Here is a 26,111-nt window from a genome sequence, read left to right on the forward strand (position 1 = left end):
GCCATGACCGCCGAACTCAAGAGCACCAGCCAGGGCCGCACCATGGTGCTGGCCATCTCCAACCCGGAGCATCGCAACGCGCTGGGCCCCGAGATGTACGCGGCGGGGGTGGAGGCACTGAACGTGGCCGAATCGAACCCGGAGGTGCGCAGCGTCGTGATCACCGGCGAGGGTTCCATGTTCTGCGCCGGCGGCAACCTGAACCGGCTGCAGGCCAACCGGCGCGAACCGCCCGAGGTGCAGGCGCAGAGCATCGAAAACCTGCACAACTGGATCGAGGCCATCCGCACCTTTCCCAAGCCGGTGATCGCGGCGGTCGAGGGTGCGGCGGCCGGCGCGGGATTTTCGCTGTGCCTGGCGTGCGACTTAATCGTGGCCGCAGAGGACGCGGTATTCGTCATGGCCTACAGCAGCGTCGGCCTGTCACCCGACGGCGGCGCGAGCTGGCAGCTCGCGCGCGCCCTGCCCCGCCCGCTGGTCAGCGAACTGCTCATGAACGCCGAGCGGATCGGCGCCGCGCGACTGCATGCGCTGGGCCTGGTCAACCGCGTCACGGCCCCCGGCGGCGCCCTGGACGAGGCGCTGGCGCTGGCCGAGAAGCTGAACGACCGCGCTCCCAACGCGCTGGCGAGCATCAAGGAACTCATGAACGAGGCGCCCGAGGCCAGCCTCAACCGCCACCTCGCCAGCGAACGCGACCATTTCGTGAAGAACCTGCATCACGCCAACGCCGGCATCGGCATCGCGGCTTTCCTGGCCAAAGAGAAGCCGCGCTTCAAGTAAGGCGGTTCACAGCCGTCCGGCGGCCAACGGTCGCGCACGGGACTTCCCCCGTTGTTGGGGCAGGTCCCGGACGCGACAATCCACTCACGCCCAGTCACGCATTGGACAGACCATGGACGAGCCCATTCTTACCATTGACGAAAGAGAGGCGATCAATTCCGGTCGCTGGTTTTCGTCACTATCACCCTCCCTGCGCCACGACATCCTGCGATGCGCCTACGTCAAACGTTACAAGGACGGCGAGCTGATCTGCGCGCGCGGCGACTCGGCCGACGCATGGAGCGCGGTGGCGCGCGGCGCGGTGCGGGTGAGCTCGACCTCGATCACCGGCAAGCAGGTGACTTTCACCTATGTGGAGCCGGGCATCTGGTTCGGCGACATCGCGATCTTCGACGGCGACCGGCGCACCCACGATGCGTTCGCACATGGCGACACGACCCTGCTGTCGGTCTCGCGTGCGGACCTCAAGAAAATCATGGCGCAGCACCTGGAGCTGTACGACGCGCTGCTGAAGCTGCAGGCGCGCCGTATCCGGCAACTGTTCGGCCTGGTCGAGGACCTCAACACCCTGCCCCTGCGGGCCCGGCTGGCCAAGCAGCTGACGCACCTGGTGCGCAGCTACGGCGTACCCTCGCTTTCGGACGCGGGCGAAGTGCGCATCGGGCTGCAGCTCGCGCAGGAGGAACTGGCGCAACTGCTCGGCGCTTCGCGCCAGCGCGTGAACCAGGAACTCAAGGCCATGGAACGCGAGGAAGTGATCCGCATCGAGCCCGGCGGGCTGGTGGTGCGCAACCGCGACGCCCTCATGCGCATCATTGACTCCGAGAAGTAAGGCAGTACCAGACCATGAGCGAATTCGATCACTTCGTCGGCACGCGGCCCGTCACCGACAAGCACGCGTTCGACACCGTCGCGCTGGCCGCCTGGCTGGAACAGCACCTTGAGGGTTTCCAGGGGCCCCTCACGGTGGAGATGTTCAAGGGCGGGCAGTCCAACCCGACCTACAAACTGGTCACGCCCTCGCGCAGCTGGGTCATGCGGGCCAAGCCGGGTCCGGTGGCCAAGCTGCTGCCCTCGGCCCATGCCATCGAGCGTGAGTTCGCGGTGATGAGCGGGCTGGCCGGGACCGGCGTTCCGGTGCCGCGCATGCACTGCCTGTGCGAGGACGAATCCGTGATCGGCCGCGCCTTCTATGTCATGGAGTTCATGCAGGGCCGCGTGCTCTGGGATCAGGCGCTGCCGGGCATGACGCAGCAGCAACGCGGCGAGATCTACGACGAGATGAATCGCGTGATCTCGGCCCTGCACACCGTGAAGTTCGCCGAACGCGGGCTCGCCGGCTACGGCAAGCCGGGCAACTATTTCGAGCGCCAGATCGGTCGCTGGAGCAAGCAGTACAAGGCCTCGGCCGATGGCGCCGGACCGATGTCGCAGCCCATCCCGGAGATGGAGCAGTTGGTCGAGTGGCTGCCGCAACACATCCCGGCCGCCGCGCGCGACGAGAGCAAGGTCTCCATCGTGCACGGCGACTTCCGCCTCGACAACCTGATGTTCCACCCCACCGAGCCGCGCGTGATCGCCGTGCTCGACTGGGAGCTGTCCACGCTGGGCCACCCGCTGGCGGACTTCAGCTATCACTGCATGGCCTGGCACATCCCGCACGGGTCGTTTCGCGGCATCGGCGGCCTGGACCTGCCGGGGCTGGGCATCCCGCCCGAACACGACTACATCCGCCGCTACTGCGAGCGCACCGGCCTGGCAACTCCCGAGTCGCTGAAAGCGGACTGGAACTTCTACCTGGCCTACAACATGTTCCGCATCGCCGCGATCCTGCAGGGCATCGCCAAGCGCGTCGAGGCGGGCACCGCATCCAGCGCGCAGGCCGCAGCTTCGGGCGCGAGCGCACGACCGATGGCGGCGCTGGCCTGGCAGTTCGCTCAGCGAGCCTAGTCACTCAAAGACGAGCCTAATCACCCCAAGGAAATACGATGGACTTCGACTACTCCCCCAAGACCCGTGAACTCCAAGCAAAGCTGGGCAAGTTCATGGAGGACTACATCTACCCCGCGGAGCAGGAGTACGAAGCCGAACTGCAGGCCAACACCGAAGCAGGCAAGCGCTGGAGCGCGTTGCAGACCATCGAGAAGCTCAAGCCCAAGGCGCAGGCCGCGGGCCTGTGGAACCTGTTCCTGCCCGTGGACAGCGCCGCCGCCTCCGGCTATGCGGGCGCGGGCCTGACCAACCAGGAGTACGCGCCGCTGGCCGAAATCATGGGCAAGGTGCCGTGGTCCAGCGAGGTGTTCAACTGCTCGGCGCCCGACACCGGCAACATGGAAACCATCGCGCGCTACGGCTCGGAAGAGATCAAGGCGCGCTGGCTCAAGCCCCTGCTGGAAGGCAAGATCCGCTCGGCCTTCGCCATGACCGAGCCGGAGGTCGCCTCCTCCGACGCCACCAACATCTGCACGCGCATCGAGCGCCAGGGCAACGATTACGTGATCAACGGCCACAAGTGGTGGATCTCCGGCGCCGCGGATCCGCGCTGCGCGGTGTTCATCACCATGGGCAAGACCGACCCGGATGCGCCCAAGCACTCACAGCAGAGCATGATCGTGGTGCCGGCCGACACGCCCGGCATCCGCATCGTGCGGCCCCTCACGGTGTTCGGCTACGACGATGCGCCTCACGGCCACGTCGAGATGTTCTTCGAGAACGTGCGCGTGCCGGCCGACAACATCCTGCTGGGCGAAGGCCGCGGCTTCGAGATCGCGCAGGGGCGCCTTGGGCCCGGACGGATCCACCACTGCATGCGCCTGATCGGGCTGGCCGAGCGCTCGCTCGAGCTGATGTGCCGCCGCTCGCTGTCGCGCGTCGCCTTCGGCAAGACCATTGCCCAGCAGACCGTGACGCAGGAGCGCATCGCCGAGGCTCGCTGCAAGATCGACATGGCGCGCCTGCTCACGCTCAAGGCCGCCTGGATGATGGACGTCGCCGGCAACAAGGCGGCCAAGACCGAGATCGCGATGATCAAGGTGGTGGCGCCCAGCATGGCCTGCCAGGTGATCGACTGGGCCATCCAGGCCCACGGCGGCGGCGGCGTCAGCGGCGACTTCCCGCTGGCCTCGGCCTATGCCGGCGCGCGCACGCTGCGCTTCGCCGACGGTCCGGACGAAGTGCACCGCAACGCGATCGCCAAGTGGGAGCTGGGCAAGTACGGCGCTTACGGCAAGAGCGCCGACGTGCCGGTCACGCGCGGGGCCTGAGGCAACGCGGGGGACAAGGTCCCGCGATCCGCGAGGGCCTTGTTCAGCGTTGCCTGAAGGCCTCCAGCGCCGCCGCGCAGGCGTTCGTGAAAATCTGCGCGGCGTGCTGCAGCGTGGCGAGGTCGGCTGGCGTGTACTCCATGCGCAGGTAGACCTTGCCGTTGAGCAGCAGCAGGATGAACGGCACTTCAGCCGACGGCGACGGGTCGGGCCAGTTCAGGATGAGATCGCCCATCGTGCGGTCGACCCAGGTCTGCGCGTGATCACGCCGGTCGGTCAACACCGACACCCGCGCCCAGAAGTCGGCCGGCAGACTGTCCCAACCCACCTCGTCGTACATGGCCAGCCAGCGCATCTCTTCCGGCAGCACCGCGTCGGCGGAGGTCTGCAGCTGATCCGTATAGATCTGGTAGGCGCGCTTTTCGAGCGCCTCCTTCAGCGGCCGGTTGATCACCAGCACCGCGACCTGCTCGTCCACGCCGAGTTCGGCGCGGGCCCGCACTTCCTGCCCCAGGATGTAGTTGCGCGAGGGCCTGCCCAGCTGCATGCGCCACGGCTTGCCGGCGACCTTGCCTTCGAGCGCCATGCCCTGGCCGGTGCTGTCCAGCGAGAAACCGAAGCCCTGGGTGGCCGCCCATTCCGACACCGGCCCGGCCAGCCGCGAACTCGGCCCTTCGGTGGGCTCGGCCGGTTCGGCTTCTCGGCTGAAGGCTTTCTTGATTCGGTCGAACATGCGCGGCGGACGTTCCCGTAAAGTACCCATTATTAGCTCAACTGGAAGTACCACGCCATGATCGACGTCTTTTCGTGGGCCACGCCCAACGGCCACAAGATCCACATCATGCTGGAGGAGTGCGGCCTGCCCTATCGCGCGATTCCGGTGAATATCGGCGCGGGCGACCAGTTCGCGCCGGACTTCCTGGCCATCAGCCCGAACAACAAGATTCCCGCCATCACCGATCCCGAAGGCCCGGATGGCAAGCCGATCTCGCTGTTCGAGTCCGGTGCGATCCTGGTCTACCTGGCCGGCAAGACTGGCAAGTTCCTGCCGGCCCGCGACCGCGCCCGCTACGAGGTGCTGCAATGGCTGATGTTCCAGATGGGGACGGTGGGTCCCATGCTGGGCCAGACGAATCACTTCCGGCAGTACGCGAAGGAAAAGATCCCGTACGCGATCGAGCGTTACAGCAACGAGGCCCGGCGCATCTACGGCGTCATCGACAAGCGGCTCTCGCACAGCGAGTGGCTGGGCTGCAGCGAGTATTCGATCGCCGACATCGCGACCTTCCCCTGGCTGCGCAGCTGGCAGAACCAGGGCATCGTGCTGGACGAGCATCCCCACCTGAAGGCCTGGTTCGAGAAGATCGCCGCGCGGCCGGCGGTGCAGCGGGCGGTGACGGTGCTGGCCGGCCTGCGCAAGCCGCTGATGGACGACAAGGCGCGCGAAGTCCTGTTCGGCAAGACGCAGTACGAGAAGCACTGAGGCGCTGGCTCACCCACCCTGGCCGCGGATCCACAAGGCGAGCATCAGCACCCCGAGGGCGGCGACCCAGGCCCCTGACATGCGACGCGCCAGTGCGCTTGCGCCCGACAGCCGCGCGGGCATGGCGATTCGCCCGGCCAGGATCATGACGAACGCCAACAGGAGCAGCAGCAAGGCCGCCCCAAGCCCCTCCTCCCAGCTGGCCGTCTGCATCTTGCCGCTGATGCCGGCAGCAGCGCCGCCCAGCACCAGCACCGCCCATGCGGCCCAGCCGCGCCAGCGCAAACCAGCCGCCGTCCCGGCGCCGAGGACGAGCGATACGCCGGCAGCGATTGCGTCAGCCGGCAGCGGCCTCTGCACCCAGCCGACCGCCAGCGCGCATGCGCAAAACAGAAGCGCCCTCCAGGCCGGGCGCGAAGCCGTGACCGGTGCGAGCGCCAAAAAGGTTGCCACCGTAACCACCATGGCCAGCGTCGACTGCAGCAGCACCGTGGCACCGTCGAACGCGCCCTGGAGCAGCGTCATGAACTCCACCATCGCCTCAGGCCAGGCGCTGCACGAGCATGCCCACGCCAACCAGCGCGATGGCCGCGCCGAAGATCCGCAATGCGAGCTTGCCATGGGGCGCCGCGCGCACCGTGCCGATGGCGATCCCTGTCCCATGGAGCAGCCCGCTGGCCAGCACGAAGCCGGCGGCATAGGCAGCGGGCGAAGCCGCTTCGGGCAACTCGCGGCCGTGGGCGAAGCCATGCAGGAAGCCGAAGAAGGCCACCACCGCCAGAGCGGCCGGCAGCGGCGCGCGCCAGAACGCGCCGATGGCGCCGCCAAGCACCATGACCGACAGCGCGACCCCGGGCTCGATCGCCGGCAGCGCGATGCCGGCGAGGGCCGCCACCGCACCGAAGACCATCAGCAACGGAAAGGTGACGGGGAGCACCCACACCAGCGGGGGACCGAGGACCGCTCCCCACATGCCGACGGCCACCATGGCCAGCAGGTGGTCGCTCCCGGTCAACGGATGCATGAAGCCGCGCACAAGCCCGCCGCCGCTCGTGATCTCGGAATGCGCATGCGCCGCTTGCGCCAGGGCGACCATGCCGAGGGCGAGCACCAGACGCAGCGAACGGTTCATTGCACTTGCACCGTGAGCGTGGCGAAACGGCTGCGCCAAGGAGCCTGGGCCGATGACGGGGGTTCCAGTGCGGTGGCCCGCAAGAGCCACTCGCCACCAAATGGCAGCGAAAACCGGATGCGGCCCTGGGCATCCGTCTGGGTCCAGATGCCCAGCGGACTGCGCACGCTGACGAACTGCACCGGCAAGCCAGCCACCGGCTTGCCATCGGCCAGCGCCTGGTACTCCGCAGGCACGCCCGTTTGCACGAAGGCTTCACCCAGCGGCACCAGTTCGAGCGGGAACCCGTGCGCGCGTCGCAGCGCGCCCGCGGAGACCGGGTCTCGCTGCGCGGCACCGGGCACGGGCAGTTCCACGCGCACGAACTTGCGATAGACCTCGCGCCAACCCACGCCTGACTTCTGCTGCGCCTCCCAGACTTCGCGCACGGCGGGCGATGCGTGGATCTCGTCGAAGTAGACCTTCACCAGTTCAGGCGTGAGCTGGAGTTCGACCGGCGGGAGCTCTAGCCAGCAGGCCGCTGCGCGAGCATTGGACAGGCGGCTTCGCAGCTCCAGGATGCCGTCTTCCGAGCGCGGCAGGAGGGCGCTCTTACGTCCTTGCTCGTCCACGCAGCCGGCACCGATCACGCGCGAGCCCGGGATGACGCCTTCGTTCTTCGGATAGCGCGTCCCCTCGCCAAGCTGGAGTGCCAGCAAGCCCGACCCGGGCTGCCGTGGCGCCAGGCGAAACCAGGTGTCATGCGCGAGCACGCACGTGCTCATCGCCGCGATCGCCGCGCCGGATGCGACTTTCAGCACCCAGTCCCTGAGCGCACGGCCGGTGAACTGCCCGGCCTCAAGGGCGATGAGCCGGATGCAAAGCGACGAGCAATGCCTGAGCGTCATGTCGAATGTTCTCGAGCGTGCGAAGCATAGCAGTCGGGCAGCGCCAGTGCGCCTGCATCCGATCTATCGGACAGCGCGTATATGCACCCAGGAATTGCGCCGACGTCCATGACGGGCCGGGCGCGGCAATGCTGTGGGTCGCTGCATCACGGCGCACGCAATTTCTTTGGCCCTTGACTCAAGAAGGGAAACGAACATGACAACTCGGCTTTTCAGAGTTCTGCCGCTGGCACTCGCTTGCATTTCCGCAACTGCGCTGGCTTCGAGCCACCGCGAGGCTCCTGCAATCACCGCCACGCCCAAAGTGGACGGCACGGACCTGTACATGTTCCGCAGCTACGAAGCGGGGCGGCAGGATTTCGTGACCATCCTCGCCAACTACATGCCCTTCCAGGATCCGCAGGGCGGACCGAACTACTTCATGTTCGATCCGAACGCCCGCTACGAGATCCACATCGACAACACGGGCGATGGGGTGGAAGATCTGACCTTCCGGTTCCGCTTCCAGAATTCCTCCAAGGCCACCGCGCTTAACGTGGGCGGCAAGCAGGTGAAGATTCCGCTGATCGAAAGCGGTCAGATTTCGGGCGTGAACCCGGGCACGCTGAACGTGCGCGAGACCTACACGGTCGACCTGGTCCGGGGCGGGCGCGGCAACGACAGGGGCGCGGGCGTCACCAAGGCGGGCGGCGGCGGGGCGGAGTTCGACAAGCCGGTGGACAACATCGGCGACAAGAGCTTCGGCGGCGCGACGGCGTACGCGGACTATGCGGCGCAGCACATCTACAACGTCACCCTGCCCGGTTGCGACACGCCGGGTCGCGTGTTCGTGGGCCAGCGCAAGGAGCCCTTCTATATCGCCGTCGGGAAGATCTTTGACCTGCTCAACCTGAACCTGCTCGGCCCCGAGGTCGGCGGCAACAACAACGACCTGGAAGGCAAGAACATCAGCACCATTGCCATGGAGTTGCCCATCTCGTGCATCACGTCGGGGGGCGAGCCGGTCATCGGCGCGTTCATGACCGCGAGCATGCAGCAGGTCCGGATTCTTGATCGCACACCGGAAACCGGCATCGGCCGGTCCACCCGGGACAACGGCCCCTGGGTGCAGGTGTCGCGCCTGGGCATGCCGCTGGTCAACGAACTGGTCATCGGCCTGGACGACAAGGACCGCTTCAACGCCTCGCAACCCCGCGACGATGCGAGCAACTTTGCCGACTACGTGACCAATCCCGCCTTGCCCGCGCTGGTTCAGGCGCTCAATCCGGGCGCCACTGCACCGACCAACTTCCCTCGCACGGACCTGGTCACGGTATTCCTCAAGGGCATCGCGGGCGTGAACCAGCCGAAGAGCGTCGTGCCGGCGGAGATGCTGCGCCTGAATACGTCGATTGCCGCAACGCCCCAGGGCTCGCAAAGCCCGCTGGGCGTGGCCGCCGGCGACAACGCCGGCTTCCCCAACGGGCGCCGGCCAGCCGACGATGTCGTCGACCTGTCCTTGCGCGTCGCGATGGGGGCCCTGTGCGTGTTGACGGGGGCCAACGACGCCTTGCAGGTCGGCTGCAAGCCGACCGATGCCCCGGTGGGCGGCATGGCGTTCACGGATGGCGTCAGGAAGACGGCTGCCAACTTCGCGGCTAGTTTCCCCTACGTCACGACACCGCTGCCCGGCAACCTGAACCCGCCCGCGGCGGCCGGCACCACGTTCCCGTGAGACCCGTGGCTTGAGCTGGAGGATGAGTGGCCTGCCCGGAGGGAATCGAACCCCCGACAACCTGCTTAGAAGGCAGGTGCTCTATCCAACTGAGCTACGGGCAGCCCGGGGTACTGGGGAATGGTCGGAGCGATAGGATTCGAACCTACGACCCTCTGGTCCCAAACCAGATGCGCTACCAGACTGCGCTACGCTCCGACGCCCCCGCATTCTAAGCGGGGGCCGGTTCCCGTGCGGCGTGGCCTCCGGTTCAGAGCCTGACGTACTCGTAGTCGACCGGCTGCGCGTTGATGCCGCGGTCGGGCGGCGCGATCCAGGCGGCCATCTTGCCGGGCTCGGTGACGCGCTGCATCAGGCTCTTGACGAAGGCCTGGTCGGCTGCGCTCGGGAGCCACTCATCCTTCTTCGCGTCGAATTCGGCGCGGGTGACCGGGATGCCCTCGGGCGTGGTCGGAATGCCCGCCCACATGCCCACTTCGCGCCGGAAGCGCGTGGACGGCAGCTTCAGTTCGAAGTTGAAGCCGGCGCGCTTGATCGCCATGTTCCAGCGCGACACGCCCACGTTGCAGTCCTTCACGTACTCCAGCCGCGTGACTTCGTTCAGGCCATTGCGCACGCTGACGGTCTCGTCCTTCACGCCGCCCTTGCCGTCGGGCACCTGGATCGTCATCTCGGTGCCGGATTCGGCGTGGTCCGCGAACTTGGCTTCGTCCGGCCGGCCCTTGATGCCGTTGCTGAAATAGTTGGCGGCGTTCGACGAGGACTCGGAGCCGAACAGGTCCAGCGAGTCGCTGAACCAGTAGTTCAGGTAGCGCTGGATCGTCGGCAGGTCGATCACGCCGGCCTGGCGCAGCGCTTTCGGCTCATCGGTGTCCAGTTCCTTCATCACTTCCAGGGTGCGCTTGATCACCCGGCCGACGCCGGTTTCGCCCACGAACATGTGGTGGGCTTCCTCGGTCAGCATGAAGCGCGTGGTGCGCGCCAGCGGATCGAAGGCGCTCTCGGCAAAGCTCTTGAGCTGGAACTTGCCGTCGCGGTCCGTGAAGTAGGTGAACATGAAAAAGGACAGCCAGTTGTCCATCGGCTCGTTGAAGGTGCCGAGGATGCGCGGCTTGTTCGGGTCGCCGCTGTGGCGCTCGAGCAGTTCCTCGGCTTCCTCGCGGCCATCGCGGCCGAAGTGCGCATGCAACAGGTAGACCATCGCCCACAGGTGGCGCCCCTCCTCCACGTTCACCTGAAACAGGTTGCGCAGGTCATAGAGCGAGGGCGCGGTGTGGCCCAGCAGGCGCTGCTGCTCGACCGAAGCCGGCTCGGTGTCGCCCTGGGTGACGATCAGGCGGCGGAAGGTCGAGCGGAATTCGCCGGGGACTTCCTGCCAGACCTCGCGGCCCATGAAGTCGCCGAAGCCGATCTTGCGGCCTTCTTCCTTGTCGGCCAGGAAGATGCCCCAGCGGTAGTCGGGCATGGGCGTGTAGCCGTAGCTGGCCCAGCCCTGGGCATCGACGCCGACCGCGGTGCGCAGGTACACATCATGGGCTTTGAAGTCGCTGGGGCCCATCTCTGCCCACCAGTCCAGGAAGGCGGGCTGCCACTTTTCGAGCGCGCGCTGCAACTGGCGGTCGCCGGCCAGGTCAACGTTATTGGGAATGCGGGCCTGAAGGTCGATCGTGCTCATGGGTACTGCCGAAGGTGGAAGGGTTCGTGGAGGGTGGATCGGCTCAGATGCGTTTCCAGTCGAATCGGGCTTTCTTGCCGCTGCCGAACAGCTTCAGCGCGCCTTCATCGCCCACGGCATTGGGCCGGATGAAAATCCAGTTCTGCCAGGCCGACAGGCGCCCGAAAACGCGCGTTTCCATGGATTCCTTGCCGGGAAAGCGCAGCGAGGCTTCCATGCCGGTGAGCGCATCGGGCGAGAGCGAAGCGCGCTCCTCCAACATGATGCGGATCTCGTCGTCCCAGTCGATGTCGTCCGGCGCCAGTGTGACCAGCCCTTGTGCCAGCGCCTCGGCGGCGCGCAAGGCCTTGCCCTCGAGTGCGCGCAGCGCCTCGATCGCCTGCGCATCCTCGTTGAAGCGCGTTGCCACGCGCGTCAGGCCGTTGACTTCGGGGTAGCGGCCGAAATTGGCAGCCGACAACTGGAGCGCCGGCGCCTGCTCCGAATCCGGCAGGTCCAGCATGTAGATGCGGTCGCAGGCTAGCGCCAGTTCATAGAAGGTGCCGGCAAAGCAGGACTCCTCGTCGACCAGTGCGATGAGCGAGCGGCTAGTGACGTCCAGCCGGGCCAGGGTGCGGCGCAGCAGACCGGTGGTCTCGCGCACCAGCCAGTGGTCCTTGTGCTGGTCCAGCACGCCATCGGCCTGCAGCACGAACTGCGCATCGCCACGGCTCTTGATGATCCAGGTGCCGATTTCAAGCTCGTTGGTGCGCAGGTTCAGGATCAGGTCGTCGAGTTCGCGCGCGAACTGCAGCGGCCACCAGCCGGTGCCGGCCGCCGCGATCGCATCCGGCTGGGATTCGATGGCGGCCTTCGGCGCCTGGACGGTGATGGTCGCGCTGCGCGCGTTGCGGTCCACCTGCGCGTCCACCGTGGCGTAGTGGTAGCCCGAATCGTCGATGCGCGCCTCGATCCGCTTGAGCTCGATGCCCTGTGCGGACTGGCCGCGCGTCGACTGCGCGCGCAGGGCTTCGATTTCGCTGGCCACCAGCTCCGGGAACTGCTGCGGGCGGGCGTGGGCGTCGATCAGCTTCCAGTCCTTGGCCCGGTCGGCCCGCACGCCTTCGCTGGTCGTGCAGAAGATGTCGGCGAGATCGCGTCGCACCTTGCGCTTGTCGGTCACGCGCGTCAGCCCGCCGGTGCCAGGCAGCACCCCCAGCAAGGGCACTTCGGGCAGGCTCACCGTGCTGGAGCGGTCGTCCACCATGACGATGCGGTCGCAGGCCAGTGCCAGCTCGTAGCCGCCGCCGGCGCAGGCGCCGGTAACGGCCGCCAGCGACTTCAGGCCGTCGTGGCGTGAAGAGTCTTCCAGGCCGTTGCGCGTCTCGTTGGTGAATTTGCAGAAGTTCACCTTCCAGGCGTGCGAGGACAGGCCCAGCATGTAGATGTTGGCGCCCGAACACCAGATCTTGTCGCGCGCGCTTTCGAACACCACGACCTTCACTTGCGGGTGCTCGAAGCGGATGCGGTTGAGCGCGTCGTACAGTTCGATGTCGACGCCGAGGTCGTAGCTGTTGAGCTTGAGCTTGTAGCCGGGCTTGATGCCGCCGTCCTCGTTGATGTCCAGCTTCAGGCGCGCCACGTCGCCGTCCACGGACAGGTTCCAGTGCTGGTACTTCGCCGGGTGCGTTGCGAAGCTGACCAGGTCCCGGTCCCCCTGCTTGAACAGCAGGGGCTCGGTGATCGCATTCATCACTTGATTCCTTTCGCTTCGAGAGCGGGCACCGCCCGCTCCAGGTCCTTGAGGGATTGCTTGACGGTTCGGGAAGCCGTGTCGACCACGGCGTCGGCGCGGGCATAGAGCGCCTCCCGGCTGGTCAGGATGCGGCGCAGGTCATCCAGCGCTTCGCGGGTGGCGCCGCGGGACGACTCGAACGGCCGCATGTCGCCCTGCGCGACCACGCGGCTCATGTGCTCTTCCGGATTGGCCTTGAGCCAGACGCAGTAGAAGCGGCTTTGCAGCAAGTCGAAGGTCTCGCGCTCGCTCACGATGCTGCCGCCGGTGGTCATCACGACCCCGTCGGCGTGGTCCTCGGAGATGCGAAACAGCGCCCGGCGCTCGTAGCGCCGGTAGCCGCCCTGGCCGTGCAACAGCAGGATCTCGTTCATGCTGGTGCCGGCTTCGCGCTCGATCTCGCGGTCGAGCTCCACGAACGGAATGCCGCGCTCGGCCGCCAGTTGGGCACCCAGCGTGGACTTGCCGGCGCCACGCAGCCCGATGAGCGCGATGCGCTGCTCGCGACCGCGTTCGTCGCCCCGGCCGAAGCTGGCCGACAGCACCTGGTACGCCTGGTCGAGCTGGTTATCGTCGAGCCGCGCCAGCAAGCCGTTCAGGCGCGCGAGCGCCGGACGCGGCGCGTCCTGCAGCAGTTCGATGATGGTGATGTTGAGCGCGCGGGCGGCCGCTTCAAGTGAATTGATCGAGACGTTGCCCTTGCCGCTTTCCACGTCGGCCAGGAAGCGCTCGGACAGGCCCGAGTCACCGGCCAACTGCTTGCGCGTCATGCCCCGTCGCGCGCGCCATGCCCGCACCCGGGCGCCCAGTTCAGGCAGGATGGCCCGGGCTTCCTGTTCGGTCATGATCTGCATTGGACGGCGGATTTTTTGAAGAAACTTTGCGCTGGATCAAGATTGCACTATACTGCCTATCATTGCGATGTCAAGAAGTTTAGTGCATCCTCTTAAGGAAGTTGTTGAAGATGAAGCTCAAGATCCTTGTCGGCACCATGACCAGCACCGCCGATTACGTCGCCCAGGCCATTCAGATGGATTGCGCCGACCTGGTGGACGACATCGAGGTCCAGCTCATGGACGGATTGGACATCAGCGCCTTCGACGAAGATGCGCTTTATCTCATCTGCACCTCCACCTATGGGTCCGGCGACGTGCCGGATAACGCCCGCGCGCTCTACGAGTCGCTGGACGCGCAACCCAAATACCTTGGCCATGTCCGCTACGGCGTGATCGCGCTGGGCGACCGCACCTACATGCAGACCTTCGCGTTCGGCGGCAAGAAGTTCGACGAGCGCCTGCAGGGACTGGGTGCGCAGCGCATTGGCGAGGTCTGGGTGCATGACGCCAGCGCGGGCACGTTGCCGGAGGAACTCGGCACCGCCTGGTGCCGGCAATGGCTGGAGAACGAAGCCCTGCCGGCCGCAACGCAAACCACCGCATAGGGCGCGAGGGGCGGCCGACAAGAATGAAGGAGACAAAACCCGTGCACCTGAGCCGCGCAAACCACAGCACCAGCCCTCCCCGGGTGGAGATCCCCAGGGACTACAACGCGGCGCACGACCTGCTGGCACGCAACGCGGCGCGCCCGTCCAAGGTGGCCTACATCGATGCCGCCAGCGGCGCCCAACTGCGCTACGGCGAACTGGCCGAACAGGCGCACCGCTTCGCCAACGAGCTGCGCGCCCAGGGCTTCGCACCCGAGTCACGCGTCATGGTCGCGATGCTCGACACGCTGGAGTGGCCGGTCGTCTTCCTCGGCTGCATCCTGGCGGGCGTGGTGCCGATCGCGGCCAACACGCTGCTCACGACCCGCGATTTCGATTTCATGCTGCGCGACTCACGCGCGCAGGCGCTGTTCGTCTCCAAGCCGCTGCTGCCGGTGTTCGAGCCGCTGATCGGCCAGATCGACACGCTGCGCAACGTCGTGGTTGCCGGCGAGGAAGCCGGCAACTCGGTGGCCGCCATGATCCGCTCCGGCAGCGCGCAGCCGCAGGTGGCCGGCACCTGCAGCGACGACGCCTGCTTCTGGCTGTATTCCAGCGGCTCGACCGGCACGCCCAAGGGCACGGTGCACCTGCACAGCCACCTGGTCCAGACCGCGGAGCTCTACGGCCGCGCGGTGCTGGGCATTCGCGAGGACGATGTCGTCTATTCCGCCGCCAAGCTGTTCTTCGCCTACGGGCTGGGCAACGCCCTCACCTTCCCCATGAGCGTGGGCGCCACCACGGTGCTGCTGCCTTCGCGACCGACGCCGGCCGATGTGTTCGGCGTGCTGCGGAAATTCCAGCCCACGATCTTCTACGGCGTGCCCACGCTGTATGCGGCGCTGCTGGCCGATGCCGGCCGACCGGCGCGCGCCGAGCTGAACCTGCGCGTGTGCGCCAGCGCCGGCGAGGCGCTGCCGGCGGAAATCGGCAAGCGCTGGACCGCCGAGTACGGCTGCGAGATCCTCGACGGCATCGGCTCGACCGAGATGCTGCACATCTTCCTGTCGAACCGTCCGGGTCGGGTGCGCTACGGCACCACCGGCCAGGCGGTGCCCGGCTACGAACTGCGCATCGTCGGCGACGACGGGCGCGAGTGCGCGGACGGGGACATCGGCGAACTGCAGATCAAGGGCCCGACCTCGGCCATCATGTACTGGAACAACCGCGCCAAGACCAAAGCGACATTCGCCGGCGAGTGGACCCGCAGCGGCGACAAGTACACGCGCGATGCCGAGGGCTACCACACCTACGGCGGCCGCAGCGACGACATGCTCAAGGTCGGCGGCATCTACGTGTCGCCATTCGAGGTCGAGGCCTGCCTGATGACGCACCCTTGCGTACTGGAAGCCGCGGTGATCGGCATGGCCGACACCGATGAACTGGTCAAGCCCAAGGCCTATGTGGTGCTCAAGTCCGGCCAGTCGGCAAGTGCCGACGACCTGCAGCTGCATGTGAAGGGCGCGCTTGCGCCGTACAAGTACCCGCGCTGGATCGAGTTCGTGCCGGAATTGCCCAAGACGGCCACCGGCAAGATCCAGCGCTTCAAGCTGCGCGCCTTGTCGCATGCATGAGGCTAGCCCGTAGGGAAAGCCATGTGACGGCGCTCGCCGAGTTCGCGTAGAAAACCACCTGATCCAAATCGAACCTGAGGAGACTTCATGACCACACGCCGCCTCGTCCTGTCCCGTGGTGCTGCCATCGTCGGCGCCGCGTCCACCGGACTGCTGCTGCCCGAGATCGCGCGCGCCCAGTCCAACAAGGTGCGCGTCGGTTTCATGCTGCCCTACACCGGCACCTTCGCGCAGTTGGGCGTTGCCATCGAGAACGGCGTGCGCATGGCGATCAACGAGAAGGGCGGCAAGCTCGGAGGCCGCGAGATCGAGTGGTTCAAGGTCGACGATGAATCCGAACCGGCCAAGGGCGTGGAGAACGCCACGCGGCTGGTACAGCGCGACAAGGTCGACGTGCTGATCGGCACCGTGCACTCGGGCGTGCAGATGGGCATCCAGCGGGTGGCCCGCGACAGCGGCGTGCTGAACCTGATCCCGAACGCCGGCGTGCATGCCGCCACGCGCGCCCTGTGCGCGCCCAATGTGTTCCGCACCTCGTTCACCAACTCGCAACCGACGCTGGCGCTGGGCAAGCCGATGGTGGAAAAGGGCCTCAAGAAGGCCGTGTGGATCACCTGGAAGTACGCGGCCGGCGACGAAGCCTTCGAGGGCTTCAAGGAAAGCTATACCAAGGCCGGCGGAACCATCATCAAGGAACTGGGCCTGCCCTTCCCCAACGTCGAGTTCCAGGCGCTGCTCACCGAGATCGCCTCGCTCAAGCCGGATGCGGTGGCCTGCTTCTTCGCCGGCGGCGGTGCCGCGAAGTTCATCCGCGACTACGCGGCCGCCGGCCTGAAGGACAAGATCCCGCTGTGGGGTTCGGGCTTCCTCACGGAAGGCGTGCTCGACGCGGCCGGCCCCGCGGCCGACGGCATCATGACCACCATGCACTACAGCGACTCGCTGGATACGCCGCGCAACAAGCAGTTCCGCCTGGAGTACGCCAAGTCCTTCCGCCTGCAGCCGGACGTGTACGCGGTGCAGGGCTACGACACCGGCCTGCTGCTCACGCAGGGCATGGAGGCGGTCAAGGGCGACATCGCCAACAAGCAGTCGCTGTACAAGGCGCTCGAATCGGCCACCATCGACAGCCCGCGCGGCAAGTGGACCATGAGCAAGGCGCACAACCCGGTGCAGGACATCTACCTGCGGCGCGTGGAGAACAAGGAGAACAAGGTGATCGGTGTTGCCGCGAAGGCGCTGGCCGACTCCGGCGCCGGCTGCAAGCTGGGCTAATCAGCTGATTGACGCGACAATGGGAGGCGCTGCCTCCCATTTTTTTGACCGCGCGATGACCTTATCGACCTACCTTCTGTATCTCGCGGCCGTGGTGGTGCTGGTGATCACGCCAGGCCCGACCATGCTGATGTGCGTCGCCAACGCCATCAACCACGGCCCGGCGCGCGCGATGGCCTCGGCGGCCGGCGCGCTCACCGCCAGCCTGGGCGTGATGGCGCTGTCCGCGCTCGGGCTGGGGGCCCTGCTGGCGGCCTCGGCCGCGGCCTTCACTGTGCTCAAGCTTGCGGGCGCCGCCTACCTGATCTGGCTGGGCATCCGCATGATGCGCGGCAGCGCGCCGCCCTTGAGCGACGCGGCGGCCACGGCCGGCCGCTCCATGTTCGTGCAGGGCCTGCTGGTCGGCGCGAGCAACCCGAAGGCGGTGCTGTTCTTCGCCGCCTTCTTTCCGCAGTTCATCGATCCCGCCCAGCCGGTGCTGCCGCAGTTCATGCTGCTGTCGCTCACCTTCGTCGTACTGGATGGCCTGATGCTGGTCGCCTGCGCGCTGGGCGTGGGACGCGTGGCACCGTGGCTGCGCGAGTCGCGCGCAGTACGCTGGATCAACCGCGTGTGCGGCGGGCTGTTCACCCTGCTCGGCGCCCTGCTGCTGCTGTCCCGCCGGCCCGCATAGGGCCTGTTGAATCGTTAACAGGCCCTAATGGACGTCGCCAACTTCCTCATCCAATTGCTCAACAGCGTGCAGTACGGACTGCTGCTGTTCATGCTCGCCGCCGGGCTGACGCTGATCTTCGGCATCATGGGCGTGGTCAACCTCGCGCACGGCAGCTTCTACATGCTGGGCGCCTACCTCGCCTGGTCGCTGTCCAGCCTGACCGGCAACTTCGCCCTCGCGCTGCTGGGCGGCGCTGCGCTGTCGGTCATCTTCGGCCTGGTGCTCGAACGCCTGCTGTTCCGGCACTTCTACGACCGCGATCACCTCGACCAGGTGCTGCTGACCTTCGGGCTGATCTACATCTTCGAGGAGATGCGCTCCATCCTCTGGGGCGACGACGTGCACGGCGTCCAGATTCCCGCGCTGCTGTCCGCCTCGATCCCGCTGACCGAGAACCTCTCCTACCCGGTGTACCGCCTGTTCATCTCGGGCGTGTGCGTGGCGCTCGCCCTCGGCTTGTACTTCCTGATCTCGAAAACGCGCCTGGGCATGAAGATTCGCGCCGGCGCCTTCAACCGCGACATGACCGAGTCGCTGGGCGTGAACATCAAGCTGATCCACGCCATCGTCTTCGCCCTCGGCGTGGCGCTCGCCACCGTGGCGGGCATGGTGGCATCGCCGATTTCCAGCGTCTATCCGAACATGGGCTCGCAGGTGCTGATCATGTGCTTCGTGGTGGTCGTGATCGGCGGCATCGGCTCGGTGCGCGGCGCGCTGATCTCGGCGCTGCTGGTGGGCCTGGTCGACACCTTCGGCAAAGTGCTGCTGCCGCAACTGGCCGGCATGCTGGTGTACATGCTGATGGCCGCCGTGCTGCTCTGGAAGCCCGAAGGACTGTTCAAGCAATGACTCACCAGGCCAACCTGGAAACCCTGCCCCGCGGCCTGCAGATCGCGCTGGCGCTGGGCTTTCTCGCCCTCGCCGCCTTTCCTTTCATCGGCAGCGACTTCTACGCGCAGATGGTGGCGCGCATGATGATCCTGGGCATCTTCGCCATGAGCCTGGACCTGCTGCTCGGCGTGACCGGCCTGGTCTCCCTCGGCCATGCGGCCTTCTTCGGCCTGGCGGGCTACGCGCTGGCCTTCCTCACGCCGGCGGGCGAGCCGGTGAGCCTGTGGTGGACGCTGCCCGCGGCGGTCGGCGCCTCGGCACTGGGCGCCTTCGTGATCGGCTTCTTCGTGGTGCGGACCCGCGGCATCTACTTCATCATGGTCACCATGGCCTTCGCGCAGATGGTGTACTACCTGTTCTTCGACAACAAGGTGCTGGGCGGCTCGGACGGCATCTATGTGAACTTCAAGCCGAACGCGCACCTGTTCGACCTGGAGGACAAGCGCGTCTTCTACTACTTCACGCTGGCCGTGCTGCTGCTGGTGTACCTGTTCCTGCGCCGCCTGCTCTGGAGCCCGTTCGGGCGGGCGCTGGCGGGCGTGCGCATCAACGAGCACCGCATGCGCGCCGTCGGCTACGGCACCTTCGGCTACAAGCTCGCGGCCTTCACGCTCGCGGGTGCCCTGGCGGGACTGGCGGGCTACCTGTGGGCGGCGCAGACCGGTTTCGTCAATCCCGAGCTGATGGGATTCCACATGAGCGCGCACGCCATCATGATGGTCATCCTGGGAGGCATGGGCAATTTCGCGGGCGCCATCATCGGCGCGTTCGCCTTCGAGTGGCTGCTGCACTGGTTCAAGGACCTTCCGACGGTCGGCGGCTTCAATGCCGGCAAGCACTGGCAGCTCTGGATGGGCCTGTTCATCGTGCTCGCCGTGGCGTTCGCGCCGCGCGGCCTGCTCGGGGCGGCGGCCCGCCTGGGTTCGAGCAAGGAGCGCGAGCATGGCTGAAGCGCTGCTGCGTGCCGAACACCTGTGCAAGCGCTTCGGCGGCCTGGCCGCGGTGAGCGAAGTCACGCTGGACCTGCACCAGGGGCACATCCACGCCGTCATCGGACCCAACGGCGCCGGCAAGTCGACGCTGACCAACCTGCTGTCGGGCGACCTGCCGCCGACTTCGGGCCGGGTGCAGCTGGCGGGCCAGGACGTGACCGGCTGGAGCCCCGAAAAGATCTCGCGGGCCGGCCTGGGCCGCAGCTACCAGAAGACCAACATCTTCCTGCCGTTCACCGTCTGGGAAAACGTGCGGCTGGCCGCGCAGTCGCGCCGTCAGCATGCGGGACGCTGGCTGCACCGGGCCAACGGTTTTGCCGACACCAATGAGCGCGCGGAACGGGCGCTGGAACTGGCCGACCTGGCCGGCCGCCGCAACGCCGTTGCCGCGACCATCAGCCACGGCGAGCAGCGCCAGCTCGAGATCGCGATGACGCTGGCGACCGGGCCGCGCGTGCTGCTGCTGGACGAGCCGCTTGCGGGCATGGGCAGCGTGGAAGCCGAGCGCATGGTGCAGCTGCTGCGCAGGCTCAAGTCCGAGCACGCGATGATGCTGGTCGAACACGACATGGATGCCGTCTTCGCGCTGGCGGACCAGCTGACGGTGATGGTCAATGGCGAGGTGATCGCCAGCGGCACGCCGGCGCAGATCCGCGCCGACGCGGGCGTGCGGGCCGCCTACCTCGGCGAGGAAACGCACTGATGTCCGAGCTGCTGATCGAGGCTCGCGGCCTGGACACCTTCTATGGCGCCAGCCACATCCTGCGCGGCGTCGACTTTAGTGTCGCGCGCGGCGAGACCGTGGGCCTGATGGGGCGCAACGGCATGGGCAAGACCACCCTGCTCAAGACGCTCATGGGCCTGGTGCAGCCGCGCGCCGGCAGCGTGCGAATCGCCGGACGCGACATGACCAGCCGTCCGCCCTATGAAGTGGCGCAGCTCGGCGTTGCCTATGTGCCCGAAGGCCGCGGCATCTTCGGCAACCTGAGCGTGGCCGAGAACCTGAAGATGGCCGCGCGCGCCGGCACGCGCGGCCAGCGCGACTGGAACTACGAGCGCGTCCTGGAGACCTTCCCGCGGCTGAAGGAGCGGCTGTCGCACGGCGGCCAGCAGCTGTCCGGCGGCGAACAGCAGATGCTGACCATCGGCCGCGCGCTCTTGACCAACCCCGACGTGCTGATCCTCGACGAGGCGACCGAAGGCCTGGCGCCGCTGGTGGCGCGCGAGATCTGGCGCATCTGCTCCCTGATCAAGGGCAGCGGCATCTCCAGCGTGATCGTCGACAAGAATTGGCGCCACGTCACCCAGGTCACGGGGCGCAACGTGATCCTGGTCAAGGGCGAGGTGGCCTACGCCGGCTCGTCCGAGGAACTGCGCTCGCAGCCGAAGCTGCTGGACCAATATCTGGGCGTCTGAATCGAGCGCGTCCTAGGTGGGGCACCCGATGCCCTCACCGGTGACGTTCTCCCCGAGGTAGTCGAGGAAGCGCCGGATCGCCGGCACCAAGCCGCGGCGCGACGGAAACACGGCGTGAATCACGGCGGGCGCCGGCGCCCAGCCGGGCAGCACCTCCTGCAGCCGGCCCTCGCGCATGTCGCGGTGGACCATGTAGTCCGGCAACACGGACATGCCATTGCCTTCCAGCACGAAATAGCGCAGCGTGAGCAGGTCGTCGGCCGTGAGGCAGGGTTTGTGCTGCAGCGTGAACTCGCGCCCGTGCGGATCCTGCAACTGCCAGCTGGCGCGCCCGTCCGCGGCGGACATGGCCACCGTCGAGAGTTTGTGCAACTCATCGGCCGAATGCGGCCGGCCTTCGCGCGCCAGTTGCTGCGGACTGGCCACCAGCAGGCTGCGGGTCAGCGCCAGTCTTTTGACGACCAGGCTGCCGCTGTCGTCGACCGAAGCCCGCACGCGCAGGGCGACGTCGATGCCTTCCTGCACCAGGTCGATGACGCGGTTGGTCACCACCATGTCGATGCGCACATGGGGATGGTCCTTCAGGAACGGCGGCAGGATGGGACCGACGGTGGTCTGCGCCAGCGTCACCGGGCAACTCACACGGATCGTGCCGCGCGGCTCGTTCTGCACCAGCGCGACCGCCTGCTCCGCCGCCTCGGCTTCCTCACGGATGGCGACGGCATGCCGGTGATAGAGCTCGCCCGCTTCCGTCAGCGAGAGCTTCCGGGTGGTCCGCTGCAGCAGGCGCACGCCCAGCCGCTGCTCCAACTCGCCCAAGCGCCGGGACAGCTTGGACTTGGGGATGCCCAAGGCACGGCCGGCCGCCGCGAAGCCGCCCCGGTCCACCACCTCGGCGAAGTACACCATGTCGTTGAAGTCTTGCATGGGCTGCTCCATCGTCCTATTATCAGGACAATGTAATGCACAACAGCTGTCTTATCAATAGATTGACCCGTACTCACAATCAATCCCAAGCCAATCGGCCCAACATTGATTCAAGGAAAGGTCAGCCATGAGACTGCTTCACATCGACTCCAGCCCGCTGGGCGGCAACTCGGTTTCCCGCGAATTGACGCAGCGCGTCGTCGCCCAGTGGCGCGCCACGCATCCGCACAGCCGGGTCGAGCACCTCGACCTCGCCAGGGAAGCCCCCAGCCACCTGAACCTCGATTCACTGGGCTTCCGCCTGGGCGTGAATGCCGAAGGCCTGTCGGACGCGCAGCGCCAGGAAAACGAACTGTCGGAAAAGCTCGTCAGCCAGTTTCTCGCGGCGGACGTGGTCGTCGTCGGCGCGCCGATGTACAACTTCTCGGTGCCGAGCCAGCTGAAGGCCTGGATCGACCGGGTGGCGCAGGCCGGCCGCACCTTCAAGTACACCGAAAAGGGCCCGGTCGGCCTGGCCGCCGGCAAGACGGTGATCGTCGCCTCCTCGCGCGGCGGCATGTACTCGACGAACCCGGCCCTCACCTCGCTCGACCACCAGGAGAGCTACCTGAAGACGGTGTTCGGCTTCTTCGGCATCACCGACGTCCGCTTCGTGCGCGCGGAAGGCGTCGCGATGGGAGAGGAAGCGAAGCAAAAGGCACTCGCCAACGCGGACATCGAGATCAAGGCCGCGGTGACCGAAGCGGCGAACGACGAAGCGGCTGCGCTCGTCGCCTGAGGAAGATGCCGGGATCGCCCCGGCATCTTGTTCACTTCCTCGAATAGATCTGGTCGAAGCTGGCGTTGTCGGCGAAGTGCTCCTTGTCGGCCTTCGCCCAGCCGCCAAAGGCCTGGTCGATGGTGAACAGGTTGATCTTCGGGAACTGCTTGGCGTACTTGTCCTGGGCCTTCTTCGAAACCGCCGGACGGTAGAAGTTCTTGCCGATGATGTCCTGGCCTTCCTCCGAGTAGAGGAACTTCAGGTACTCCTCGGCCACGGCGCGCGTGCCCTTCTTGTCGACGTTGCGGTCGACCACCGTGACAGCGGGCTCGGCGAGGATGGACAGGGACGGCGTGACGACGTCGAACTTGGCGCCGAACTCCTTCTCGAGCAGGTAGGCTTCGTTCTCCCACGCGATCAGCACGTCGCCCTGGTTGCGCTGGGCGAAGGTGATGGTGGAGCCGCGCGCGCCGGTGTCGAGCACCGGCACGTTGCCGTAGAGCCGGGCCACGAACTCGCGCGCCTTCGCATCGCCGCCGTACTTGCGCTTGGCGAACTCCCAGGCCGCCAGGTAGTTCCAGCGCGCGCCGCCCGAGGTCTTGGGATTCGGCGTGATCACGCTGATGCCGGTCTTGGCCAGATCGTCCCAATCCTTGATGCCCTTGGGGTTGCCCTGCCGCACCACAAGCACGATGGTCGAGGTGTAGGGCGAGGCGTTGTGCGGCAGGCGCTTCTGCCAGTCCGCGGGCACCCAGGCGCCGTTCTTCGCCAGGGCGTCGGTGTCGCCCGCCAGCGCCAGCGTGGCCACGTCCGCGTCCAGCCCGTCGATGATGGAGCGGGCCTGCTTGCCGGAGCCGCCGTGCGACTGCTTGATGGCCACGTCCTGTCCGGTCTTGGCCTTCCAGTACCTGGCGAACGCCTGGTTGAACTCCACGTAGAGCTCGCGCGTGGGGTCGTACGAGACGTTGAGCAGGGTCAAGGACGGCCCCTGCGCGAACGCCGGCACGACCGAAAGCGCCAGTCCCAGCGTGGCGGCCAAGGGAATCTTGATAAAGTCGCGGCGTAGGCTCATGGTTCGTTTCCTGTTGTGATGGGGCGGATTCTGGAAGCCGCTTCATCGAACTGGAACGACTAAGTTTTCAGTTGTTTATCCGCATAAGCTAATCGCTAATCAGCACCCAGGAGTTCGCGCATGGCCCGCACCGTCCATTGCATCAAGCTCGGCCGCGAGGCCGAGGGCCTCGACTTTCCCCCCTATCCCGGCGAGCTCGGCAAACGCATCTACGAAAACGTGAGCAAGGAAGCCTGGCAAGGCTGGATCAAGCACCAGACCATGCTGGTGAACGAGAACCGCCTGAACCTGGCCGACCAGCGAGCGCGTGAATACCTCAAGCGCCAGATGGAGAACCATTTCTTCGGCAGCGGCGCCGACGTGGCGGCAGGCTACGTGCCCCCGTCGCAGTAAGCCGCGCCAATGCCGCCGGAGGCGGTGCAGTGGGCTAGCGACGGCATGCCGCGCAGCACCCGCTTCGATGACGTCTACCGCAGCAGCGCCGGCGGCCTCGCGCAGGCGCGCCATGTGTTCCTCGACGGCTGCGGCTTGCCGGCAGCCTGGGCCCATGCGCCGCAATGGCGCATCCTGGAAACCGGCTTCGGCCTGGGGCTGAACTTTCTGGCAGCCTGGCTCGCCTGGAAGGACGATCCCGCGCGCCCCGCCCTGCTGCATTTCATCTCCGTCGAGGCCTGGCCTGTGGCAGCCGGCGACCTGCTGCGCAGCGCGCAGGCCCATCCCGAACTCCAACCATTGGCACAGGAACTGGCGGACCAGTGGTTCGGCCTGGTGCCGGGCGTGCATCGCCTGGCGTTCGAAGGCGCACGCGTGTTGCTGACGCTGCATGTGGGCGATGCGGGCGAGATGCTGCGGCGCGAAGCCTTCACCGCCGATGCGGTGTTCCTCGATGGCTTCGATCCGCGATGCAACCCCGACATGTGGAGCCTCGACCTGATCAAGGGCGTGGCCCGGCACTGCCGGCGTGGTGCCGGGCTGGCCAGTTGGACCGCCTCCGGCGAGGTGCGGCGCGCGCTGGCGCAATGCGGCTTTCGCGTCGAGAAGGTGGATGGCCTGCCGCCCAAGCGGCATTGCACCCGGGCGCGATTCGACCCCGCTTGGGAGCCGCGCGGCCTGCGCAGCGGCGCGACCCGGCCGCCCGAGGATGCCGTGGTGATCGGCGCCGGGCTGGCCGGCACTGCGGCGGCGGCCAGCCTGGCGCGCCGCGGTTGGGCCGTCACCGTGCTGGACGCAGCCGCCCAGCCGGCGGCCGGGGCCTCGGCCCTGCCCGTGGGCCTGCTGGCGCCCCACTTCTCGCCCGACGACAACCTGCTGTCGCAACTGAGCCGATGCGGCGTTCGCGTGACCATGCAGCAGGCGGCGATGCTGCTGCAGGAGGGCCGGGACTGGCGCCGCAGCGGCGCGCTCGAGCACCGGGTCAGCAAGGGCGCTCCGGAGGGCAAGGTCGATGAGGCGCAGGCGGCCTGGAGCCGCCCGGCCCAGCCGTCCGAGAAGCAGGCGGCGCTGCTCGCAGACGCCAGCCCGGCCCTCTGGCATGAGCAGGCGGCGTGGGTCCGGCTGCCCGCGCTGGTGCGCGCCTGGCTGGCGCAGCCCGGCGTGAGCTGGCGCGGCGGTGTCGCGGTCGATCGGATCGAGCGCGACGGCAAGCGGTGGCGCGTGGTCGATGCCCAGGGCCGCGAGGCCGCTTCAGCCGCCTTGGTCGTCATCGCGGCGGCGCACGACAGCGCGCGGCTGGCCGGACACCACTTCAGGCTGCAGCCGGTGCGCGGGCAGATCGCCTGGGCCGTCCAGCACGACGAACTCCGGTTGCCGGCTTTCCCGGTGAACGGCAACGGGCATTTCATCCCGGCGGTGCCTCATGAAAGCGGCTTCGCGTGGTTCTGCGGCTCGACCTACGGGCGCGGACAGACCGACACCGCGCCCAACGATGCCGACCATGCCGCCAACCTGCAGCGGTTGCAGGAGTTGCTGCCCGCGCTGGCCGGGCCATTCGCGCAGGCCTTTGCCGGCGGCGCCGTCCAGCAGTGGGCGCAGGTGCGCTGCGCTTCGGCCGATCGCCGCCCGCTCGCGGGCGAGCTCGAACCGGGCCTGTGGGTGAGCACCGCCATGGGCTCGCGCGGGCTGACCTTCAGCGCCTTGTGCGCGGAGCTGCTGGCGGCACAGTTGCATGATGAGCCCCTGCCTCTGCCGGAGCGCCTGGCGCAGGCGCTGCACCCCGCGCGGCAGGCGCAACGCTAGTGTCCTGTCCCACTGAAACTTGGCATTTCGCTGCGCCGTATCGGGGCGCAGGCAAGGCGT

Annotated in this window: 26 protein-coding genes and 2 tRNA genes; 17 read left to right on the forward strand and 11 right to left on the reverse strand. The window is 67.2% G+C overall.

The window, feature by feature from the left end; translation table 11 throughout:
* Nucleotides 1-3 precede the first annotated feature (3 nt).
* The 4 genes from UC35_RS00095 to UC35_RS00110 all read left to right on the forward strand — a co-directional run bounded on the left by UC35_RS00095 (nt 4) and on the right by UC35_RS00110 (nt 4,046).
* Nucleotides 4-783 (forward strand): oxepin-CoA hydrolase, alternative type, encoded by a 780-nt coding sequence (locus UC35_RS00095; protein ID WP_061494906.1) that lies wholly within the window; start codon nt 4-6, stop codon nt 781-783.
* 112 nt (nt 784-895) lie between these two features.
* The gene (locus UC35_RS00100) at nt 896-1,615 is read left to right on the forward strand and encodes a Crp/Fnr family transcriptional regulator (protein WP_061494909.1); all 720 of its coding nucleotides are present in this window, start codon (nt 896-898) and stop codon (nt 1,613-1,615) included.
* A 14-nt stretch (nt 1,616-1,629) separates the two neighbouring features.
* Entirely contained in the window at nt 1,630-2,733 is a 1,104-nt protein-coding gene (locus tag UC35_RS00105; RefSeq protein ID WP_061494911.1) for a phosphotransferase, read from the forward strand.
* A 38-nt stretch (nt 2,734-2,771) separates the two neighbouring features.
* Complete coding sequence (locus UC35_RS00110; protein WP_061494913.1) at nt 2,772-4,046, forward strand: acyl-CoA dehydrogenase family protein; 1,275 nt, start codon at nt 2,772-2,774, stop codon at nt 4,044-4,046.
* Nucleotides 4,047-4,089: 43 nt separating this feature from the next.
* Here UC35_RS00110 and UC35_RS00115 read toward each other — a convergent pair whose 3' ends face one another.
* On the reverse strand, nt 4,090-4,779 hold the full coding sequence (locus UC35_RS00115) for a hypothetical protein (RefSeq protein ID WP_061494915.1): 690 nt from the start codon (nt 4,777-4,779) through the stop codon (nt 4,090-4,092).
* Nucleotides 4,780-4,836: 57 nt separating this feature from the next.
* Between UC35_RS00115 and UC35_RS00120 the strand changes: the two genes are divergently transcribed.
* Nucleotides 4,837-5,529, forward strand: a complete 693-nt coding sequence (locus UC35_RS00120) for a glutathione binding-like protein (RefSeq protein WP_061494916.1) — start codon at nt 4,837-4,839, stop codon at nt 5,527-5,529.
* 9 nt (nt 5,530-5,538) lie between these two features.
* On the opposite strand, the gene UC35_RS00125 is transcribed toward UC35_RS00120, so the two are convergent.
* From UC35_RS00125 to UC35_RS00135, 3 genes are read right to left on the reverse strand one after another with little or no spacing between them, the layout of a single operon-like run.
* On the reverse strand, nt 5,539-6,054 hold the full coding sequence (locus tag UC35_RS00125; RefSeq protein ID WP_145979297.1) for a hypothetical protein: 516 nt from the start codon (nt 6,052-6,054) through the stop codon (nt 5,539-5,541).
* 16 nt (nt 6,055-6,070) lie between these two features.
* Nucleotides 6,071-6,661: a HupE/UreJ family protein gene (locus UC35_RS00130; protein WP_061494920.1), complete on the reverse strand. Its 591-nt coding sequence runs from the start codon at nt 6,659-6,661 to the stop codon at nt 6,071-6,073.
* Nucleotides 6,658-7,548, reverse strand: a complete 891-nt coding sequence (locus UC35_RS00135) for a DUF4198 domain-containing protein (RefSeq protein WP_061494922.1) — start codon at nt 7,546-7,548, stop codon at nt 6,658-6,660. The genes UC35_RS00130 and UC35_RS00135 overlap by 4 nt, the downstream gene beginning before the upstream one ends.
* Before the next feature lie 196 nt (nt 7,549-7,744).
* On the opposite strand from UC35_RS00135, the gene UC35_RS00140 reads away from it, so the two are divergent.
* Complete coding sequence (locus UC35_RS00140) at nt 7,745-9,262, forward strand: DUF4331 domain-containing protein (protein ID WP_061494924.1); 1,518 nt, start codon at nt 7,745-7,747, stop codon at nt 9,260-9,262.
* A gap of 27 nt (nt 9,263-9,289) precedes the next feature.
* On the opposite strand, the gene UC35_RS00145 is transcribed toward UC35_RS00140, so the two are convergent.
* From UC35_RS00145 to UC35_RS00165, 5 genes are all read right to left on the reverse strand, one after another.
* Nucleotides 9,290-9,366, reverse strand: a tRNA-Arg gene (locus UC35_RS00145).
* Between the two features lie 17 nt (nt 9,367-9,383).
* Nucleotides 9,384-9,460: transfer RNA gene (locus UC35_RS00150), tRNA-Pro, on the reverse strand.
* Nucleotides 9,461-9,512: 52 nt separating this feature from the next.
* Complete coding sequence (boxB, locus tag UC35_RS00155) at nt 9,513-10,937, reverse strand: benzoyl-CoA 2,3-epoxidase subunit BoxB (RefSeq protein ID WP_061494926.1); 1,425 nt, start codon at nt 10,935-10,937, stop codon at nt 9,513-9,515.
* Nucleotides 10,938-10,980: 43 nt separating this feature from the next.
* Nucleotides 10,981-12,669, reverse strand: a complete 1,689-nt coding sequence (gene boxC / locus UC35_RS00160) for a 2,3-epoxybenzoyl-CoA dihydrolase (RefSeq protein WP_061494928.1) — start codon at nt 12,667-12,669, stop codon at nt 10,981-10,983.
* Nucleotides 12,669-13,556 carry a helix-turn-helix transcriptional regulator gene (locus UC35_RS00165; protein ID WP_061503601.1) on the reverse strand — a complete coding sequence of 296 codons (888 nt, stop codon included), beginning with the start codon at nt 13,554-13,556 and terminating at the stop codon, nt 12,669-12,671. The genes boxC and UC35_RS00165 overlap by 1 nt, the downstream gene beginning before the upstream one ends.
* A 119-nt stretch (nt 13,557-13,675) precedes the next feature.
* Between UC35_RS00165 and UC35_RS00170 the strand changes: the two genes are divergently transcribed.
* The 8 genes from UC35_RS00170 to UC35_RS00205 all read left to right on the forward strand — a co-directional run bounded on the left by UC35_RS00170 (nt 13,676) and on the right by UC35_RS00205 (nt 21,057).
* On the forward strand, nt 13,676-14,152 hold the full coding sequence (locus tag UC35_RS00170) for a flavodoxin domain-containing protein (protein WP_061503602.1): 477 nt from the start codon (nt 13,676-13,678) through the stop codon (nt 14,150-14,152).
* A 23-nt stretch (nt 14,153-14,175) separates the two neighbouring features.
* The gene (locus UC35_RS00175) at nt 14,176-15,768 is read left to right on the forward strand and encodes a benzoate-CoA ligase family protein (protein WP_061494930.1); all 1,593 of its coding nucleotides are present in this window, start codon (nt 14,176-14,178) and stop codon (nt 15,766-15,768) included.
* An 87-nt stretch (nt 15,769-15,855) separates the two neighbouring features.
* Entirely contained in the window at nt 15,856-17,043 is a 1,188-nt protein-coding gene (locus UC35_RS00180) for an ABC transporter substrate-binding protein (RefSeq protein WP_061494932.1), read from the forward strand.
* Nucleotides 17,044-17,098: 55 nt separating this feature from the next.
* Nucleotides 17,099-17,716, forward strand: a complete 618-nt coding sequence (locus UC35_RS00185) for a LysE family translocator (RefSeq protein WP_061494934.1) — start codon at nt 17,099-17,101, stop codon at nt 17,714-17,716.
* A 27-nt stretch (nt 17,717-17,743) separates the two neighbouring features.
* Nucleotides 17,744-18,607, forward strand: a complete 864-nt coding sequence (locus UC35_RS00190) for a branched-chain amino acid ABC transporter permease (RefSeq protein ID WP_061494936.1) — start codon at nt 17,744-17,746, stop codon at nt 18,605-18,607.
* Entirely contained in the window at nt 18,604-19,599 is a 996-nt protein-coding gene (locus tag UC35_RS00195; protein WP_061494939.1) for a branched-chain amino acid ABC transporter permease, read from the forward strand. The genes UC35_RS00190 and UC35_RS00195 overlap by 4 nt, the downstream gene beginning before the upstream one ends.
* Nucleotides 19,592-20,344, forward strand: coding sequence for an ABC transporter ATP-binding protein (locus UC35_RS00200; protein WP_061494941.1), 753 nt, complete (start codon nt 19,592-19,594; stop codon nt 20,342-20,344). Before UC35_RS00195 ends, UC35_RS00200 begins: the two co-directional genes overlap by 8 nt.
* The gene (locus UC35_RS00205) at nt 20,344-21,057 is read left to right on the forward strand and encodes an ABC transporter ATP-binding protein (protein ID WP_061494942.1); all 714 of its coding nucleotides are present in this window, start codon (nt 20,344-20,346) and stop codon (nt 21,055-21,057) included. The genes UC35_RS00200 and UC35_RS00205 overlap by 1 nt, the downstream gene beginning before the upstream one ends.
* 12 nt (nt 21,058-21,069) lie before the next feature.
* Here the strand turns inward: UC35_RS00205 and UC35_RS00210 are convergent, their stop codons facing one another.
* Entirely contained in the window at nt 21,070-21,984 is a 915-nt protein-coding gene (locus UC35_RS00210) for a LysR family transcriptional regulator (RefSeq protein WP_061503603.1), read from the reverse strand.
* Between the two features lie 127 nt (nt 21,985-22,111).
* Here UC35_RS00210 and UC35_RS00215 point away from each other — a divergent pair, with 127 nt between their 5' ends.
* Complete coding sequence (locus tag UC35_RS00215) at nt 22,112-22,762, forward strand: FMN-dependent NADH-azoreductase (RefSeq protein WP_061494944.1); 651 nt, start codon at nt 22,112-22,114, stop codon at nt 22,760-22,762.
* Between the two features lie 31 nt (nt 22,763-22,793).
* Here UC35_RS00215 and UC35_RS00220 read toward each other — a convergent pair whose 3' ends face one another.
* On the reverse strand, nt 22,794-23,816 hold the full coding sequence (locus tag UC35_RS00220) for a sulfate ABC transporter substrate-binding protein (protein ID WP_061494946.1): 1,023 nt from the start codon (nt 23,814-23,816) through the stop codon (nt 22,794-22,796).
* 120 nt (nt 23,817-23,936) lie between these two features.
* On the opposite strand from UC35_RS00220, the gene UC35_RS00225 reads away from it, so the two are divergent.
* Nucleotides 23,937-24,209 (forward strand): oxidative damage protection protein, encoded by a 273-nt coding sequence (locus tag UC35_RS00225; protein ID WP_061494948.1) that lies wholly within the window; start codon nt 23,937-23,939, stop codon nt 24,207-24,209.
* A 9-nt stretch (nt 24,210-24,218) separates the two neighbouring features.
* Nucleotides 24,219-26,051, forward strand: a complete 1,833-nt coding sequence (mnmC, locus tag UC35_RS00230; protein ID WP_061494950.1) for an FAD-dependent 5-carboxymethylaminomethyl-2-thiouridine(34) oxidoreductase MnmC — start codon at nt 24,219-24,221, stop codon at nt 26,049-26,051.
* Nucleotides 26,052-26,111 lie beyond the last annotated feature (60 nt).

Origin of the sequence: Ramlibacter tataouinensis (assembly GCF_001580455.1) — a bacterium.
Classification (GTDB): domain Bacteria; phylum Pseudomonadota; class Gammaproteobacteria; order Burkholderiales; family Burkholderiaceae_C; genus Ramlibacter; species Ramlibacter tataouinensis_B.